This window comes from Providencia manganoxydans (assembly GCF_016618195.1).
GTDB lineage: Bacteria > Pseudomonadota > Gammaproteobacteria > Enterobacterales > Enterobacteriaceae > Providencia > Providencia manganoxydans.
Genome location: NZ_CP067099.1, coordinates 4,040,233 through 4,058,613, shown reverse-complemented (window position 1 = coordinate 4,058,613; position 18,381 = coordinate 4,040,233). Strand labels below are relative to the sequence as shown.

The 18,381-nt window shown below is 41.6% G+C and carries 18 protein-coding genes and 3 tRNA genes; 17 read left to right on the top strand and 4 right to left on the bottom strand.

Translation table 11 applies throughout. The annotated features are described in order from the left end of the window. Positions 1-39: 39 nt before the first annotated feature. The 7 genes from orn to JI723_RS18475 all read left to right on the top strand — a co-directional run bounded on the left by orn (position 40) and on the right by JI723_RS18475 (position 2,406). On the top strand, positions 40-582 hold the full coding sequence (orn, locus tag JI723_RS18505; protein ID WP_337979632.1) for an oligoribonuclease: 543 nt from the start codon (positions 40-42) through the stop codon (positions 580-582). Between the two features lie 117 nt (positions 583-699). Beyond that, entirely contained in the window at positions 700-957 is a 258-nt protein-coding gene (locus JI723_RS18500; protein WP_140187679.1) for a type II toxin-antitoxin system HicA family toxin, read from the top strand. Beyond that, positions 951-1,304: a type II toxin-antitoxin system HicB family antitoxin gene (locus JI723_RS18495; protein WP_319069033.1), complete on the top strand. Its 354-nt coding sequence runs from the start codon at positions 951-953 to the stop codon at positions 1,302-1,304. The genes JI723_RS18500 and JI723_RS18495 overlap by 7 nt, the downstream gene beginning before the upstream one ends. A gap of 248 nt (positions 1,305-1,552) precedes the next feature. After that, positions 1,553-1,765, top strand: coding sequence for a YdgH/BhsA/McbA family protein (locus tag JI723_RS18490; protein WP_070927787.1), 213 nt, complete (start codon positions 1,553-1,555; stop codon positions 1,763-1,765). A gap of 336 nt (positions 1,766-2,101) precedes the next feature. After that, positions 2,102-2,177, top strand: a tRNA-Gly gene (locus tag JI723_RS18485). Between the two features lie 40 nt (positions 2,178-2,217). Continuing rightward, positions 2,218-2,293 (top strand) — tRNA-Gly (locus JI723_RS18480). A gap of 37 nt (positions 2,294-2,330) precedes the next feature. Next, positions 2,331-2,406 (top strand) — tRNA-Gly (locus tag JI723_RS18475). A gap of 129 nt (positions 2,407-2,535) precedes the next feature. Here JI723_RS18475 and JI723_RS18470 read toward each other — a convergent pair. Both JI723_RS18470 and queG read right to left on the bottom strand, forming a co-directional pair. Then, positions 2,536-3,195, bottom strand: coding sequence for a JAB domain-containing protein (locus tag JI723_RS18470; protein WP_319067361.1), 660 nt, complete (start codon positions 3,193-3,195; stop codon positions 2,536-2,538). 851 nt (positions 3,196-4,046) lie between these two features. Continuing rightward, the gene (queG, locus tag JI723_RS18465) at positions 4,047-5,204 is read right to left on the bottom strand and encodes a tRNA epoxyqueuosine(34) reductase QueG (RefSeq protein WP_319067360.1); all 1,158 of its coding nucleotides are present in this window, start codon (positions 5,202-5,204) and stop codon (positions 4,047-4,049) included. Between the two features lie 316 nt (positions 5,205-5,520). On the opposite strand from queG, the gene tsaE reads away from it, so the two are divergent. The 8 genes from tsaE to hflC all read left to right on the top strand — a co-directional run bounded on the left by tsaE (position 5,521) and on the right by hflC (position 14,478). Beyond that, entirely contained in the window at positions 5,521-5,985 is a 465-nt protein-coding gene (gene tsaE, locus JI723_RS18460; protein WP_319067359.1) for a tRNA (adenosine(37)-N6)-threonylcarbamoyltransferase complex ATPase subunit type 1 TsaE, read from the top strand. Between the two features lie 14 nt (positions 5,986-5,999). After that, positions 6,000-7,286, top strand: a complete 1,287-nt coding sequence (gene amiB / locus JI723_RS18455) for an N-acetylmuramoyl-L-alanine amidase AmiB (RefSeq protein ID WP_070925665.1) — start codon at positions 6,000-6,002, stop codon at positions 7,284-7,286. Between the two features lie 11 nt (positions 7,287-7,297). Next, complete coding sequence (gene mutL, locus JI723_RS18450; protein ID WP_319067358.1) at positions 7,298-9,226, top strand: DNA mismatch repair endonuclease MutL; 1,929 nt, start codon at positions 7,298-7,300, stop codon at positions 9,224-9,226. After that, the gene (gene miaA, locus JI723_RS18445; protein WP_070925663.1) at positions 9,219-10,157 is read left to right on the top strand and encodes a tRNA (adenosine(37)-N6)-dimethylallyltransferase MiaA; all 939 of its coding nucleotides are present in this window, start codon (positions 9,219-9,221) and stop codon (positions 10,155-10,157) included. Before mutL ends, miaA begins: the two co-directional genes overlap by 8 nt. 349 nt (positions 10,158-10,506) lie before the next feature. Then, positions 10,507-10,803: an RNA chaperone Hfq gene (gene hfq / locus JI723_RS18440; RefSeq protein ID WP_070925661.1), complete on the top strand. Its 297-nt coding sequence runs from the start codon at positions 10,507-10,509 to the stop codon at positions 10,801-10,803. A gap of 101 nt (positions 10,804-10,904) precedes the next feature. Then, a complete protein-coding gene (gene hflX / locus JI723_RS18435) occupies positions 10,905-12,185 on the top strand; it encodes a ribosome rescue GTPase HflX (protein WP_070925659.1) in 1,281 nt (426 codons plus the stop codon). Between the two features lie 86 nt (positions 12,186-12,271). Then, a complete protein-coding gene (gene hflK, locus JI723_RS18430) occupies positions 12,272-13,474 on the top strand; it encodes an FtsH protease activity modulator HflK (RefSeq protein WP_070925657.1) in 1,203 nt (400 codons plus the stop codon). Between the two features lie 2 nt (positions 13,475-13,476). Further along, positions 13,477-14,478, top strand: coding sequence for a protease modulator HflC (hflC, locus tag JI723_RS18425; RefSeq protein ID WP_140181090.1), 1,002 nt, complete (start codon positions 13,477-13,479; stop codon positions 14,476-14,478). Positions 14,479-14,524: 46 nt separating this feature from the next. Here hflC and JI723_RS18420 read toward each other — a convergent pair whose 3' ends face one another. Next, complete coding sequence (locus JI723_RS18420) at positions 14,525-14,662, bottom strand: hypothetical protein (protein ID WP_319067355.1); 138 nt, start codon at positions 14,660-14,662, stop codon at positions 14,525-14,527. 104 nt (positions 14,663-14,766) lie between these two features. On the opposite strand from JI723_RS18420, the gene JI723_RS18415 reads away from it, so the two are divergent. After that, entirely contained in the window at positions 14,767-16,065 is a 1,299-nt protein-coding gene (locus JI723_RS18415) for an adenylosuccinate synthase (RefSeq protein WP_070925653.1), read from the top strand. Between the two features lie 92 nt (positions 16,066-16,157). Here JI723_RS18415 and JI723_RS18410 read toward each other — a convergent pair whose 3' ends face one another. Next, complete coding sequence (locus tag JI723_RS18410; protein ID WP_319067353.1) at positions 16,158-17,360, bottom strand: mechanosensitive ion channel family protein; 1,203 nt, start codon at positions 17,358-17,360, stop codon at positions 16,158-16,160. Between the two features lie 567 nt (positions 17,361-17,927). On the opposite strand from JI723_RS18410, the gene nsrR reads away from it, so the two are divergent. Next, positions 17,928-18,350, top strand: coding sequence for a nitric oxide-sensing transcriptional repressor NsrR (gene nsrR / locus JI723_RS18405; RefSeq protein WP_070925675.1), 423 nt, complete (start codon positions 17,928-17,930; stop codon positions 18,348-18,350). Positions 18,351-18,381 lie beyond the last annotated feature (31 nt).

Sequence of the window (18,381 nt, the reverse complement as noted above, 5' to 3'; positions counted from 1 at the left end):
TTATAGCATGAACTTTAGTGGATCAAATTAGGGCATATGATGCAAAAGAATGAGAATAATTTAATCTGGATCGATTTAGAGATGACAGGACTCGATCCTGAACGTGACCGTATCATCGAGATTGCGACGATTGTGACGGACAGTCAACTTAATATTTTAGCACAAGGCCCCGTAATAGCGGTTCATCAAACACAAGCTCAGCTTGATTTGATGGATGATTGGAACGTGAATACACACACCAATAGCGGTTTAGTTGAACGTGTCAAAAGTAGCCAATTTAGTGAGCGCGATGCTGAATTAGCTACGATTGAATTTTTAGAGCAGTGGGTGCCGAAAGGCGTATCACCGATTTGTGGCAATAGTGTTGGCCAAGATCGCCGTTTTTTGTTCCGCTACATGCCTGAGTTAGAAAGTTATTTTCACTATCGTTACCTTGATGTGAGCACACTAAAAGAGCTTGCACGTCGCTGGAAACCAGAGATCTTAGATGGTTTCACCAAAAAAGGCTCTCACCAAGCACTGGATGATATTCGTGAATCTATTGCGGAATTAGCCTACTACCGCGAAACCTTTATTAAATAGTGGTTACCTAATCAAATGATTAAAGCAATTGGCTGCGAGTGGGCAGCCAATTTTTTTGATATAAGCAGATAAGCTTTAGTTGTTTTAAATGGTATTAAATAATGATACCATTTTAGTATGAATAAACGACATCTAAAGACACTTTCAGATGTGTTTGCTCGCCCTGTTAATGGGTCAATAAAGTGGTCAGAGATAGAGGTTCTGTTTATTGCTCTTGGAGCTGAAATACATGAAAGGGAAGGATCAAGGATTGCGGTTTTATTGAAAGGCGAAAAGCGTATTTTTCACAGACCTCATCCAAGGCCAACGACTGACAAAGGGGCGGTTAATTCTATTCGTAACTGGCTGGATAGCCTAGGGATTAAACCATGTTAAAAAATACAATGACAATTGATGGATGCGTGGCGGTTATCACATTTGATCCTGAAATTGAAATGTTTAGAGGTGAATTTATTGGTTTGAATGGTGGTGCTGATTTCTACGCATATAGCGTTGATGAATTGAAGAAAGAAGGCGCTATATCCCTCGCTATATTTTTAGATGAATGCCAGAAAGAAGGGATCGCACCTTATAAAAATTATAGTGGTAAAATTTCAGCTAGATTGAAATCTGAAGATCACCATGCATTGACGATAGTCTCACAGGCTTCAGGCTTGTCTATTAATGAGCTATTAAACGAAGGTGTAAAATTAGTATTAGCAAAGCATGAATCATGTTCATAGTGTTTGTGTGGCTAATCATTGGCTGCCTGCGGGTGGCTAATTTTTCTTTTCCTATGGTTTTGCTATTAAAAGTATTACTGTAATTTTCCTCTCTGTGATCTAAATCTCAAAAAGTTCCTTCAAATTTTTTGTCTAACAAAGGCAAATTTAGTTACTTTCATTGGTGGGTGATAGGAGATAGATTAACTCCATCGCAGATAATATCGGTTATCTACTCAGTCTAAAAAAATAAATGAAGGATAAAAATTATGAACATGATTAAAACACTAACAACAGCCTCTCTGTTATCTTTACTGGCTTTTGGTGCTTCAGCTCAAACGATTACTGCAACAGGCGATACACTTTCTTCTACTGAAGCAATCATTGCTCAGAAAGCAAAAGATGCGGGTGCAGACAATTACACCATCACAAGTGCACGTGTCGGTAACTTTGTGACTATGAGTGCAGATCTTAACAAATAAGTTTTGCTATCCCGCCGAGTTAACGGAATGCCTATTTAGGCACTCCGTTGCTTGTTTATGCCAACCAGCCATCAGCGATATATCAATTTAGAATGTCTTCAATATTTATACTCTTCTGTTCAATATCGATAAAAGTGAAAAATGTTAATCGATTGAAATCAAAAGTTTACTTATGATGCTGATAAAACCATCATAATGTCGAATTTATCAGCAAACGAACAAAAAAATAAAAAATTTGCGTCAAGGGGCTTGCCTGACGTGCAATTTTTCGTATAATGCGCTCCCCGTACCGATGAAGATTTTCGTTAGTACGGCAAAGCAAAAAGAGTGTATTTTGCGGGAATAGCTCAGTTGGTAGAGCACGACCTTGCCAAGGTCGGGGTCGCGAGTTCGAGTCTCGTTTCCCGCTCCAAACTCTCTTAATGTTTTAGCTAAAACACTATTTTCGGTCTGCGGGAATAGCTCAGTTGGTAGAGCACGACCTTGCCAAGGTCGGGGTCGCGAGTTCGAGTCTCGTTTCCCGCTCCAATCTCTCTTAGTGTTTTAGTGCAGTAACCCACCAAATGCGGGAATAGCTCAGTTGGTAGAGCACGACCTTGCCAAGGTCGGGGTCGCGAGTTCGAGTCTCGTTTCCCGCTCCAAAAATTTTATAAAATTCAAAAAAATCCCATCTTTAAATATCTAAAATTTACAATGCTTATATTACTGGCTGGCAGCTATTTGAAATTTTGTATCGTAAAAACACAAGTGGGTAATAGATTGATGTGAGATTAATCAGATGAAATTATCTTTTTGACTTCAGTCATGCTAATAGAAAGAATATTCGCAATTTCTTCAATACTCATTTCTTTATTAAGCAGTGTATTTACTAAAATTTTAGATTGATTTTGAGCCGTTTTCTCTGCATGTTTGGCGGAGTTAACCTTATTTTTGGCAATTTCCTGCTCTTCCTTACGCACTTTCTCCACCGCTTGATATGTTGGTACATACTTCAAACTGTTCTCCAATTCATCCATTAGTCCCAGCGCGCGAAAGCTTTGATAGTCTTCTGTACTAATAATTAAATGGTCAATCAGTTGGATATTTAAAATACGACCTACTTGGATCAAGCGATCGGTAATATCTTTATCTTGCTCAGAGGGAACCAGTCGCTTTGAAGGATGGTTGTGGATGGCGATAACACGTGTGGCATTTTTCATGACTGCAACACGAAATACATTCATTGGTTCGATAGGTACAGATCGCACCGTACCCAGTGCAATTAATTCAATATACAGAATAAAGCCAGCTTCGTTCATCCCTATGATCCAGAAATGTTCCTTTTCCTGATCTATCTTATTTTCACGCTGTAAAATTTTCGACATGACCCCGAATACATCATCAGTGCCTTCTATATAGCGTTTGTCGTTTTTTCCAAGCTGAATGTCCATAACTTTCCTGTCGTTAGATAGCCGTACAAAAAAATATAGCATAATTTAGCGCTGACAATAATCAATCATAGTGTTTTATGTGATTGTGTTAATCCAAGCGGTAGATATCACATTGAAGTAGATTACTCTGCGTAGACCTAATTGCTAGGTGGGCGTGCTAGCCACTCTATTTAACGTTTTATCACTCTTCAACTTTTTCTTTTCTATGTGTTCTTTTGATGTGAATAAATTATGCGTTATGGATATTTGCCATTTATAGATTTGTCATCTATAAATATTAGAACAAAAAATAGACACATGAGGATCATCACATTTCTTACGATCTTTTTTCGATCTTGTGGTTTTTTCTGCTTGCATTCATCGGGTTGTCGCCATAGAATAGCCTCCCCTTAGCGATAGGGGCTATCAATAAGTATCCTGATTGTTATAATTTCGTTTGTAACAATAAGCAAAAAGCCTATTTTTGGCTATTTCAGTTAATTTCTTGTTTCAATCTAAAGTTTTTATAACTTTACTTGCTCTGTGAGTAGTTAAAAAGTCAATTTATTTATTTTCCCATTGTTATCGAGTTATCCACAATCTATTCGCGAAATCATATCGCCTATAAGGCTCTGTAATACTTTATTACACAGAGTTATCCACAGGGTGATGGGCTAGGTATTTTTATGTGCCCATAAAAATACTTGCGTTATGTTATTAGTTATATAATTGAATTTAAAAATAAAATATTTTTATTTAAAATGTGGGTAGCACAACTTGCAAATTCTTTAGCTATTGTCTATTAAGCAGTTTTTTATTTTATGCACACAAGATTGACTTTTATTGAATTGGGTTATATAGGCGTATTATTTTTAAGCGTCTCTTGGTAAACCTTTAGATATGGCTCGTACAAGGCGTTTTTGTTGTGAAGTTTGAATTGTTACTTGGTTTTCTTCCCTGCGTTTTAATTGCTGTTGTATTGCCCATGTAAGGTGCTCATCCAACATATCATTTAATTGCAAACGAGAACGTAGTGCAGTCACGATAGTGTCTTGATAGGGGGCATTACCTAATGCCACACTAATATTTCTCAGCCATTTCAAATAGCCAATACGGCGGATGGCAGAGCCTTCAGTGACTTTTAAAAATGTTTCTTCACTCCAACTAAATAGCTCAAGCAGCTCTGGTGTATGTAATACGCGCCTTGGACTAAAATCTTCTTCGTCTGTTAATTGAGAAAAACGGTTCCAAGGACAAATGAGCTGGCAATCATCGCAGCCATAGATACGATTGCCCATTAATGGGCGAAACTCTTCTGGAATAGGGCCATCAAGTTCGATGGTCAGATAGGAAATACAACGTCTTGCGTCAACGACATAAGGCTCGACAATCGCGCCAGTTGGGCAGGTTGTCATACAGGCTACACAGCGGCCGCACTGCTCTTCAATTGGTTGATCGACGGGAAGAGGTAAATTAACCAGTAACTCACCAAGAAAAAACCAAGATCCAGCCTCACGATTGAGGATCAGGGAATGTTTACCTGTCCAGCCTAAACCCGCTTTAACCGCAAGTGGCCGCTCTAAAATAGGCGCGGAATCAACGAAGGGGCGAAAATTAAGATCATCAGAACAAAGGTGCTCGCGGCAGTATGCTAAAATGCGATCACTGAGTAGTTTTAACCGCTTCTTGAGTAATTTATGATAGTCTCTACCTAAAGCATAGCGGCTGATATAGCCAAGTTTGGGGTTATTGAGTGTGCTAGCAAAGGCCGCTTTTGCAGGCAAATAGTTCATTCGAACACTGATGACGCGAAGTGTTCCGGGGTGTAATTCATGTGGTCTTGCGCGCATCATGCCATGGCGTGCCATCCACTCCATATCGCCATGATATTGCTTATCCAGCCATGCTTGTAGCTTAGGCTCTTCTAATGATAAGTCAGTATCGCAAATACCGACTTGCTGAAACCCTAATTCAAGGCCCCATTGTTTGATATTTTGTGCGAGAAGATTGAGATCGAGAAGTGTTGCCATGTGATTTTATCAGGGTATTAAACTCAGTATAATTGCAGCGGCACTTTATCACGCTAACGCTGTTTCACAAAGTATCTCCGTTGCAAAAAGATTGGCCTTAATAAGGATCAAGCGGTTATCTGATATCCATAATTTGAATATTTCTGTAATGTTATATTTCAAGTTGCAGCACTTTTTGTTGAGATAGAGTGGCTCTATTTACTGGCTGCCTAGCGATACTCCGAATTATTTAGAGTATTTTTAAGGAAAATAAAGTGGCTTGAGTTAATATAGTCACTAAATTGATCTATTTTTTATAAAGCTGATTAAACCATTCATGAAAGAACGCATTTTACAACTTGCTAACGAAGAACAGACCGTAGCACTAGGGCGTGCTGTCGCAGCCGCTTGTAAACAAGGGGCCGTGATCAATTTATATGGCGATCTTGGTGCAGGCAAAACGACATTTAGCCGTGGTTTTTTACAAGCGTTAGGGCATCAAGGGCATGTGAAAAGCCCTACTTATACACTTGTAGAACCCTATGATCTTCCTGGTAAGCAAGTTTTTCATTTTGATCTTTACCGTTTGGCTGATCCAGAAGAACTGGAATTTATGGGGATCCGTGATTATTTCTCCCCTGAGTCGATCTGTTTGGTGGAATGGCCTCAACAAGGCAAAGGTTTTTTACCTGAAGCTGACCTTGAGCTGCATTTAACTTATCAAGGTGAAGGTCGTCAGGCTCACTTTATTGCTTTTTCTGCAAATGGGGAGTCGTTGTTAGAAGCATTACAAGCACTCTAAGGGATATATTGCTCATGACGAATGCATTGCCAATAAAAATAACAAAAAGGAGCTTCTTCTCCTTCTTATTATTGTTGACTATTTTTGCGTTATTGTTGGTTGCTCGCCCTATACAAGCAGCCACCTTATCGAATATTCAGGTAAACAACAGTCCATCAAATGCAGAGGTGACCTTAACATTTGCAGATGGCAGCCCTGATTACAAATTTTTCCCTTTGCATTCGCCAGAGCGGCTGGTTATTGATCTGAAACAAAGCGGTGAAATCATCGGATTACCTATGAAATTGCCCGCGGGTGATCTAGTCAAAGTGATCCGCGCTAGTCAGCCACCGACAAGTCAACATAAACGTATTGTTTTAGAATTAGCGGCAGCAGCAAAAGCTCAAGCATCACTTAAACAAGTGGCTGGTCAGTATCAAGTCGTCTTTACGCTTTCTACAGGCAAAGGAAATTCGGCCACTACATTTAATAATAGCGCCCAATCTGCCCAAAGCAGAAGTAATGCTGTCCCAGATAAACAGCTAAAAATGAATTCGCCGTCGGCTGCGGTACCTGTGCCTGTGAAGACAAATAAAACGATGCCCAAAGGTTCTAAACAAGTTGTGATTGCAATCGATGCAGGCCATGGAGGCAAAGATCCTGGCGCCATCGGTAAAAATGGTTACCGTGAAAAAGATGTTACTTTAAGTGTGGCACGTAAGTTATATGCGAAATTAGATGCAGACCCCATGTTTAAACCCGCAATGACCCGTGATGGTGATTATTTTATCTCGGTAAGTGGTCGTTCGGATGTCGCTCGTAAAAAAAATGCCAATATGCTTGTGTCTATTCACGCTGACTCTGCGCCAAATAGTCGAGCTCGTGGTGCATCGGTATGGGTACTTTCTAACCGCCGAGCAAATAGCGAATTAGGTAGTTGGTTAGAGCAACGTGAAAAACAATCTGAATTGCTTGGTGGTGCGGGAGATGCTCTGAATGGGGCTGATCCTTATTTAAGCCAAGCGGTACTTGATTTGCAATTCGGCCACTCACAGCGCGTTGGCTATGATGTTGCTGTGCATGTGATACGTCAGTTACGAAAAGTGGGTAATATCCATAAAAGTAGTCCGGAACACGCAAGTTTAGGTGTGCTACGTTCGCCTGATATTCCATCGATTCTTGTTGAAACCGGTTTCATCAGTAACAGTGCGGAAGAGCAGTTACTAAAATCGGATGCTTATCAGGAACAAGTCGCAGAAGCTATTCATCAAGGTTTACGTCAATACTTTTTAGCAAACCCTCTGCAAGCTGCACCTAAATAAGGAGATATGGCATGGCGATACAGATCCTTTCTCCCCAACTTGCCAACCAAATTGCTGCGGGTGAGGTTGTTGAGCGTCCCGCCTCTGTTGTCAAAGAACTGGTTGAAAATAGCCTAGATGCGGGGGCAACACGTATTGATATTGATATTGAGCGTGGTGGAGAAAAGTTGATCCGTATTCGTGATAATGGCTGTGGTATCAGTAAGGATGAACTGATCCTTGCATTAGCTCGCCATGCTACGAGTAAAATTGCGACATTGGATGATCTTGAGGCGATTGTGAGTATGGGGTTTCGTGGTGAAGCCTTAGCGAGTATTAGCTCAGTGTCGCGTTTAACTCTAACATCAAAACCCGTGCAGCAGAGCGAAGCTTGGCAATCATATGCAGAAGGGCGTGATATGGCGGTGACTGTCAAGCCTGCGGCTCACCCTAATGGAACAACGGTTGAAGTATTAGATCTTTTCTATAATACGCCAGCAAGACGCAAATTCATGCGTACGGAAAAAACGGAATTTGGTCATATTGATGAAATTGTACGGCGTATTGCGCTTTCTCGTCCTGATGTCGCCATTAATTTGAATCATAACGGTAAGTTAGTTAAGCAATATCGTGCTGCACAAGATGACACGCAGCAAGAGCGTCGTTTAGCCGCGGTGTGTGGTACCGGTTTTATGCAAGGTGCATTGGCTATTGCATGGGATCACGGTGACCTTGGTATTAAAGGTTGGATCGTGTCGCCCTCTGCTGGGTCTGTTAGCGATATTCAATATTGTTATGTGAATGGACGAATGATGCGGGACAGGTTGATTAACCATGCTATTCGCCAGGCCTATGAAGGGCATCTAGATGAAAATCAGCAACCAGCCTATGTGCTTTACTTAACGGTTGATCCTCAACAGGTTGATGTTAATGTGCATCCAGCTAAACATGAAGTGCGTTTTCATCAAGCGCGGTTAGTGCATGATTTTATTTATCAAGGGGTGCGGACTGCGCTATTAAATGCACATCAAGCGGATGAATTACCGGGAATAGAACCTGTTACTCATGAAGTGGTGAACAGAACCGCAGCGGGTGATAATTATTTTGCCCCATCAGCAGTGCCTCTGACAATAAAGCCTGAGCGAGAGGCTCTTTCTGAAACAGAGCATTTGTACAGTGAAAAACCACGTTCATCATCATCGGAGCCAATCGGCCATGTAAACCGAGCAAAGGGTGGGTTTGAACACACAGCACCAACATACGATCGTAAAGCAGGTCAACTGTATCAGGCATTAATGTCAGTTCCTGTTGCTGAAGATGATAAAAAACCATTATTCCCAACTCGCCCTCCATTAGATGGCTCGGTTATTTCTTCTCAGTCTGTTGCAGAAAATGCCAATAGCTATACTTTTGGTAAAGTATTGACAATTTACGCAAAAAACTTTGCATTAATTGAGTCTTCATTAGGGTTAATCCTGTTATCCTTAACCGAAGCAAATTACTTGTTGAAGTTGGCGCAATTATCTCCAACAGGAGAAGCGTTAAAACCTCAGCCGCTGTTGATCCCGCTAAAATTGACACTTAGTCATGATGAAATTGCGATTTTTCAGCGTAATAAGGAACAATTGACATTATTTGGTATTGAAGCCACGATATCTCATGGAAAAGTTACTATTCATGCGGTATCGTTACCGTTAAGAACGCAAAATTTATCACAGCTTTTTGCCAATTTACTGGCGTTTTTGTCGTCAAAAGAGCATTTATCACATCAAGATATTGCACAGTGGCTTGCAAAAACAGTTTCACAAGAAAAAATGCAAGAAAGCTGGAGCTTAGCACAAGCAGTACAGTTACTCGCTGATGTTGAGCGGCTTTGCCCGCAGCAGGTTAAAAAGCCGTCACCAACATTATTACAATTAATTAATTTACAACCCGTGGTAGCTACGCTAACAAATGAGTGAATTGGTAACTCAAAACAAACCGAATGCAATATTCCTGATGGGGCCTACGGCCTCAGGTAAGACCGCGTTGGCGATTGCTTTGCGTCAACACTTGCCTGTAGAGATAATCAGTGTCGATTCGGCGCTGATCTACCGTGGTATGGATATCGGCACAGCGAAGCCAAATGCAGAGGAACTGAGTCAAGCACCTCATCGTCTGATCGATATTCTCGATCCTTCTTTACCTTATTCCGCTGCCGATTTCCGGCGAGACGCACTAAATGTAATGGATGAAATTACCGCTCAAGGTAAAATTCCATTATTAGTGGGCGGCACAATGTTGTATTTTAAGGCTTTGCTTGAAGGTCTTTCGCCATTACCTTCAGCAGATCCTGTTGTGCGTGCAGAAATTGAACAAATAGCACAATTACAAGGGTGGACTGAAATACATCGCCGTTTAGCTGAGGTTGATCCTGTTGCGGCAGCTAGGATTCATCCGAATGATCCACAAAGATTATCCCGAGCTTTAGAGGTATATCTCATTTCAGGGCAAACTTTGACTGAAATGACACAAACAGCAGGTGAAGAATTACCTTATAATGTGTTTCAGTTTGCTATTGCGCCCCAAGATCGTAAAATTTTACATGAGCGCATTGAACAACGTTTTCATCAGATGTTAGCCGCTGGTTTTGAAGAGGAAGTTCGTGCTCTTTATAAACGAGGTGATTTACATGTTGATTTACCTTCAATCCGTTGTGTGGGTTATCGACAAATGTGGTCATATCTGGAAGGCGAAATAAATTATGATGAAATGGTTTATCGGGGAATTTGTGCAACACGCCAATTGGCAAAACGCCAGATTACCTGGTTGAGAAGCTGGGAAAATGTTCATTGGTTAGATAGTGAACAACCACAGCAGGCGCTTAAGGCAGTTATGCAGGTCATACGCTAATTAATTTGAGGTGTATACTCTAATAATTTTAGGTGCAGCGAGGCGACAAGCGAGCGCACCGCTAGAAGCATGAAAATTATGTGACTAGTGTGAGTGAACGTAGTCAACCATGTCGTAGCTTGAGGTATGACGAGTATAGTTAGGTAACAAGTCACTGAGCCGTTAGATACGTAAATGACTATGTAACGGGTACAAATGAATGTTGCCAACAACCCTGTAACTTGAAGTATATACGTGCATAGAGCCATTGTTTGTGTACAATTAGAACGGTTAAGCGCAATTTTTGAGTAGTTACTTTTTGGAGCCGTAAGGTTCTCATTTAAAAACAACAAAATAAGGAAAACATAGAATGGCTAAGGGGCAATCTTTGCAAGATCCGTTCCTGAACGCATTACGTCGTGAAAGGGTTCCGGTCTCAATTTATTTAGTTAACGGCATCAAATTGCAGGGGCAGATTGAATCTTTTGACCAGTTTGTCATTTTACTGAAAAATACAGTAAGTCAGATGGTTTATAAGCATGCTATCTCTACTGTTGTCCCTGCTCGTCCTGTTTCTCATCATAGCGGTAGCGCTGCTGGTGGTGCAGGCAATGGTAATTATCACGCTGGGGCTCCTGCTCAACAGGATGGCGAAGCTGCTGAGTAATACCAGTTGCACGTTAAAATTCAAGGAAAACATAGGTAGGGAGACTTTACCTGTGTTTTTCCTTTGTCTTTATAGTGATTAAGCCTAAGAGGTTATAGCCCTTGTTTGATAGGTATGAAGGCGGTGAGCTGGCTGTATTGGTACATGTCTTTTTTTCTCAAGAAAAAGACACTGAAAATCTGGCGGAATTTGAGTCACTCGTGACATCTGCGGGGGTTAAACCCGTACAGATAGTAACAGGCAGTCGAAAGTCCCCTCATCCTAAATACTATGTCGGGGAAGGGAAAGCGGAAGAAATCGCTGATGCAGTAAAGGAAAGTGGTGCAGATGTGGTGTTATTTAACCATACTCTTAGCCCTGCTCAGGAACGTAACCTTGAACGGCTATGCGAATGTAAGGTTGTTGACCGTACAGGCGTGATTTTAGATATATTTGCGCAAAGGGCGCGGACGCACGAAGGGAAACTGCAAGTTGAACTCGCGCAATTACGTCACTTGTCCACTCGCCTTGTGAGAGGATGGACGCACCTTGAGCGCCAAAAAGGTGGAATCGGTCTACGTGGTCCTGGTGAAACTCAGCTTGAAACTGACCGTCGGTTATTAAGGGGAAAAATCAGTCAGATTTTATCCCGCCTTAGTCGAGTCGAAAAGCAGCGAGAACAAGGCCGGCAAGCACGTAATAAAGCAGATATCCCAACGATATCGTTAGTGGGTTATACCAATGCGGGTAAATCAAGTTTATTTAACCGAATGACATCGTCAGAGGTTTATGCAGCTGATCAGCTGTTTGCAACACTTGATCCAACATTGAGGCGTATTGACGTTGATGATGTTGGGACGGTTGTGCTTGCAGATACAGTTGGGTTTATTCGTCACTTACCACATGATTTAGTTGCGGCTTTTAAAGCAACGTTGCAGGAAACACGTGAAGCAACTTTATTGTTACACGTTATTGATGCAGCGGATAACCGTTTGGATGAAAACATTCATGCGGTCGAAAGTGTTTTGGAAGAAATTGAAGCTGATGAGATCCCGACACTATTAGTTATGAACAAAGTGGATATGCTGGAGGATTTTGTCCCGCGTATCGACAGAAATGAGGATAACAAGCCGGTTCGTGTCTGGGTTTCAGCGCAAACGGGTGAAGGTATCCCCTTGTTGCTACAAGCACTGACGGAACGCCTTTCAGGTGAAATCGCACACGTTGAAATGCGTTTGCCACCAAGTGCAGGTCGTCTACGTAGCCGTTTTTATCAGCTCCAAGCTATTGAGCGTGAATGGCAAGAGGAAGACGGCTCAATTGGCCTTGAGGTGCGTATGCCAATGGTTGATTGGCTGCGTTTGTGCAAACAGGAACAACAATTGCCTAGCTATGTGATTTAATATGTCGCTAGGAGATGGAATTGATATTAAGAGTAATGCTTTGCTCTTAACCCGAAAAATCAATCATAAAGATATGGAGCTAAAACATGGCGTGGAATCAGCCCGGTAATGACGGACAAGACCGCGATCCGTGGGGAAGCGGCAATAAAGGCGGCAACTCTGGCGGGAATAAAGGTGGTCGAAAACGTGGGGCTTCTGATCTCGACGATCTCTTTCGTAAGCTGAGCAGTAAGCTTGGTGGTAAAAAAGGCGGCAATGGTGATGGTGACAATAAGCAACCATCACAAATCAGTGGCCGTCTTGGTATGTTGGCTCTGGCTGCGGTAGTCGTTGTATGGGCCGGTTCAGGTTTTTATACCATTAAAGAAAGTGACCGAGGCGTTGTGCTACGCTTTGGCGAATATAGCGGTATTGTAGGGCCTGGTTTGAACTGGAAACCAACGTTTATTGATAGAGTGATCCCAGTTAACGTTGAAACAGTCCGCGAACAAGCAACTAACGGCATGATGCTGACATCAGATGAAAACGTGATCCGCGTTGAAATGAACGTACAGTATCGTGTGACCGATCCTGCTGAATACCTGTTCAGTGTGACTAACCCTGATAACAGCTTACGCCAAGCTTTAGACAGTGCGGTACGTGGTGTTATTGGTCAGTCAGCGATGGAACAAGTCTTGACGACAAATCGTGCATTTATTCGTGATGTAACGCAAAAAGAGCTCGAAGCGACTATTGCCCCATACAAAATGGGTATCACATTGCTCGACGTCAACTTCCAAGCAGCTCGTCCACCTGAAGATGTTAAAGCAGCATTTGATGATGTGATCGCGGCAAGGGAAGAAGAGCAAAAAACGATTCGTGAAGCGCATGCTTACCGTAACGAAGTTCTGCCAATGGCAAAAGGTAACGCGCAGAAGCTGATCGAAGAAGCTGAAGCTTATAAGGCCAGTGTGGTGTTTAAAGCAGAGGGTGAGGTGGCTAGCTTTGCCAAAATGTTGCCTGAGTATCGTGCAGCACCTGAAATCACTCGTGAGCGTCTCTACATTGACACCATGGAGCGTGTGTTAAGTAATACACGTAAAATTATTGCTAATGATAAGAGCAACAGCATGTTAGTTCTACCACTGGATCAATTAATGCGTGGTAGTGACAACAGTGCGGCACCAAAATCAAGCTTAGCACCTAAAGTGATGAATCCAAACACTAACAGTTCATCATCTTATGGTTCGGCACCAGCACAGCCAAGCAGTGGCGTTCGTGGTGATGCTGTTAGAGTAGGGAGACAATAATCATGCGTAAATCGCTAATTGTTATCGTTATTGCCATTTTGGCAGTCGCTTACGCATCAATCTTTATTGTTCCTCAAACTGATCGTGGCATTGTGTTGCGTTTTGGTAAGGTATTGCGTGACTCTGAAAACAAACCGATCATTTATGAGCCGGGTCTGCACTTTAAAGTTCCGTTTATTGAAACGGTGAAAATGCTAGATGCACGTATTCAGACATTAGAAATTCAAGCAGACCGTTACTTAACTAGCGAAAACAAAGACTTGATGGTGGATTCGTACCTGAAATGGCGCGTCACTGACTTTAGCCGCTATTATGTGGCAACGGGTGGTGGTAACCCTTATCAAGCGGAAACACTGTTAAAACGTAAGTTTAGTGACCGTTTACGCTCTGAGTTTGGTCGTTTAAGCGTAAAAGATATCATCACAGACTCTCGTGGTCGTTTAACCATTGATGTACGTGATGCGTTGAATAAAGGCACTGCGATTGATGGAACAGCAGAAGAGGCTGATGCTGCTATCGCTTCTGCTGCGGCACGTGTAGAACAAGAAACTAACTTGAAGCCACTGGTTGTTAACGCAAACAGTATGGCTGCGTTAGGTATCGAAGTGGTTGACGTTCGAATCAAACGTATTGAACTGCCAAACGAAGTTTCTGAGGCTATCTATGCACGTATGCGTGCAGAACGTGAAGCCGTTGCACGTCAACATCGTTCGCAAGGTCAGGAAGAAGCGACGAAGATCCGTGCGGTTGCTGATAAAACGGTAACTGAAACTTTAGCCGAAGCTGAGCGTACAGCATTGACGCTGCGCGGTGAAGGTGATGCGATGGCAACAAAACTGTTTGCTGATGCCTTCAATCAGGATCCTGAGTTCTATGCCTTTATCCGTAGCTTACGTGCTTACGAGCAGAGCTTCAAAAATGGTGATGATGTTATGGTGCTTAGCCCAGATACTGACTTCTTCCGTTTTATGAAAGCACCAACTAAGTTACGTGCGACTGATTAAGTTACATGTAATCGCTTAAGTTACGTGCAACAGTTGAAAATAACTGTTAATCTAGTAAAGAAAAGCCTGCTTCGCGGGCTTTTTTTTCGCCTGTCATTTTAAGTTTCGGATTTTTCAGGGAAAATTCATGCTGCTCAAGCAGATTACGGTCAGTTTGGGTTATGACAGAAATAAAAAATGCCATCTTTTTGGCTTTCCAGCAAAAAAATTTTTACTGTGCTAAAAATCACTGGAACAGATTATTTTAGATGGTAGAATTCATTTTTAAGCAACCGAGTGTATTTCGAAATGGGTAAGAACGTTGTCGTACTGGGCACCCAATGGGGTGACGAAGGGAAGGGCAAGATTGTAGACTTGCTGACAGAGCGCGCTAAATACGTAGTTCGCTATCAGGGCGGCCATAATGCTGGCCATACTCTTGTTGTAAACGGTGAAAAAACCGTTCTCCACTTAATTCCATCCGGTATTCTTCGTGAAAATGTCATCAGTATTATTGCTAACGGTGTGGTACTTGCGCCTGATGCATTGATGAAAGAGATGAAGCAATTAGAAGAACGCGGTGTGCCTGTTCGTGAACGTTTGTATATTTCTGAAGCATGCCCACTGATCCTGCCTTATCACGTTGCGTTAGATAATGCGCGCGAAAAAGCACGTGGTGCGAAAGCGATCGGTACAACAGGTCGTGGTATCGGCCCTGCTTATGAAGATAAAGTTGCTCGTCGTGGACTACGTGTTGGCGATTTGTTTGATAAAGCAGCTTTTGCCGAGAAGTTAAAAGAAATCGTTGAGTACCATAACTTCCAGCTGGTGAATTACTATAAAGAGCCAGCGGTTGATTATCAAAAAACGCTCGACGATATCATGGCAGTTGCTGATATCTTAACCGGTATGGTAATTGATGTTTCTGATCTGCTCTATAAAGCACATCAGAAGAATGAATTAGTCATGTTTGAAGGTGCACAAGGTACATTACTGGATATCGATCACGGTACTTACCCATATGTAACCTCTTCAAATACCACTGCGGGTGGTGTAGCAACAGGTTCAGGCTTAGGCCCACGTTATGTTAGCTATGTATTAGGTATTATTAAAGCTTACTCAACGCGTGTTGGTGCGGGTCCATTCCCAACTGAGCTGTTTGACGAAACGGGTGAGTTTTTGCGTGAAAAAGGCCAAGAGTTTGGCGCAACTACTGGTCGTAAACGTCGTACAGGTTGGTTAGACATTGTTGCTATTAACCGTGCGGTTCAGATCAACTCATTGTCTGGTTTCTGTATGACGAAGCTGGACGTTTTAGATGGTCTAAAAGAAGTTAAAATCTGTGTAGGCTACCGCCGTCCAGATGGTCAAGTTCTTGAAACCACACCGTTAGCAGCTGACGAGTGGGAAGGTTTAGAACCAGTTTATGAAGTCATGCCTGGTTGGAATGAAACAACATTTGGTGTTAAAGACAGAGCGCTATTACCTCAAGCCGCTTTGAATTACATCAAGCGCGTTGAAGAACTAACCGGTATCCCAGTTGATATTATTTCAACAGGTCCTGATCGCTCAGAGACTATGATCCTACGTGACCCGTTTGACGTATAGTCTACAGATAGCGACTTGCTAGAAGCATGCATTAAAAAGTGCTGATAAGCAGATGAAAAAACACCGATTTATTCGGTGTTTTTTGTTATTTGTTACCGATATTTTAAACCCGCTAAGTCACTTCCGGATGGGTGTTGATAGATCCGTAGTTTAAAGTAGTTTGCAGACGCATTAACATACTCAAAAATTTCCGATTGGACTTCTTCATATTCAACCCAAGTGGTTGAACGGGTGAAACAATAGATTTCGACAGGTAGTCCATTGGGTGTTGGTGGCATGGTACGTATGACTAAATACATATCGGTTCTGACATCACCGCGCATTTTTATCCAATTCAAAATATATTTTCGAAATAGCTGTAGGTTAGTGACGCCATTATTCATTATCCAGTCATTTATATCACCGATATCACCTCGTTCTTCTAGCATATTTTCTATACTCTGACGTAGCGGAGTGGTATTTTTTAATTCGCTGATCAGATCTTCAGTTGCAAAGCAGATAGATGATTGGTCAATATAAAAGCTGCGCTTAATGCGACGTCCTCCTGAAGAAAACATCGGTTGCCAGTTAGTATATTTTTCGGTCAAAAAATCTTTGGTGGGAATACGTGAAATAGTGTTATCCCAATTTCGAACCGTAATAGTATGTAGTGCTATATCAATGACTTCTCCGCTGATATTACTGCTGGGTAATTCGATCCAATCATACAGTTTTAATACCTTTCCATTTGATACCAAAATATTGGCGACAAACGATAACAGCGTATGCTGAAATACAAACATTAATACTGCCGCGATAGCACCGAAGCTGGAAATGATAATGATTGGAGATTGTTCGGTCATCAATGCGATGATCAAGATAAAGGAAATTATCCAAACGACAATTTTAGCTATTTCAATATAGCCCTTGATCGAATTATTGCGATGTAGCACTTTTTTTGATTGGCGCAGGATAAATACATCTAGCCCATCATTCACTAATGCGGCAACATTAATAATAATCAGCGCCCAACAGATAGTTTTAAAGGTAATGTTCACTTCATCAGAAAATGAAGGCAGCATCTGATTGATATAAAGTACCAACGTCACAGCAACGATCGACGCTATTTTTCGCGCAACTCCATCAATTAATTCATCATCACTTAAATTAGTGAGTAATGGTAATAATCTTCTAGCAAACCGCAAAAAAATCACTTTTCCAACAAACCATGTGAGTAGCAATATGGCCACTAGAAGGGAAGTCATTAAGAAGGTGTTCCCTGATATATAATTATATATTTCAATAATTTGTTCCATAATTTCCTATGTCACCTCTTTATGGTACTAACCGTTCATTGTAAAGCAGATCAAATTAAAAGATTTGATATTAAAAGTGGATCCAGCAGTATCTATTCCGTTATGACTCTTTCTAAACAGTATAGATAAACTAAGGTAAGCTCAAGAAACACGAGTCGCTAAAAAATATGTGCTATTATGTGTTCGATTGTTCTTTGATATTCTTTGTTGTCAAGGTAGAGCGAAAAAGGGTGACAACTAAACACCCTATAATGGTAATTGCTGATCCTACTATCTCATGATAGAGCCATTTTTCTTTGTTGATAAGTTAAGTTAAACGCTATTTTGCGATGTCAAATTGAAGCGAAATTAGTTCCATTATCTTATTGTTAGGGTGAGTTTATTCATTTGAGAATAGGATTACTGATACTGAGTGACTGTAGCGCGAATACCAATAACGTGAAGTCTAGTGGTGATTAAGGTATTGGCCTCACGCAACACGTCGACAATAATTTTTCTATAATTTGAGATTGAAAAGGCACAGATGGTGAGATTGCCATTGGCCTAGCCAAAAATTTTGAGGTGATTGTGCAGCTAACAAGTTTTACGGACTATGGATTACGTGCATTGATATACTTGGCATCGCTCCCTGAGGGGAAAATGACCAGTATCACAGAAGTCACTGAAGTTTATGGTGTCTCGCGTAATCATATGGTTAAGATCATTAATCAGCTCAGTCACCTTGGCTATATTAAAGCAACACGTGGTAAGAATGGCGGGATTACATTAGGCCAAGCAGCAGAAACAATACGCATTGGCGATGTTGTTAGGGCACTTGAACCCTTAACATTAGTTAACTGTAGTGGCGAATTTTGTCATATAACACCAGCCTGTCGATTGAAGGGTGTGCTTCATCAGGCGATACAACAATTTTTACAAGAACTTGATAAACATACGCTGGCTGATATGGTCAAAGACAACAGCCCGCTTTATCAATTACTGCTTGATTAGATAGGCAGTAATAACAAATTCTGATGACAAC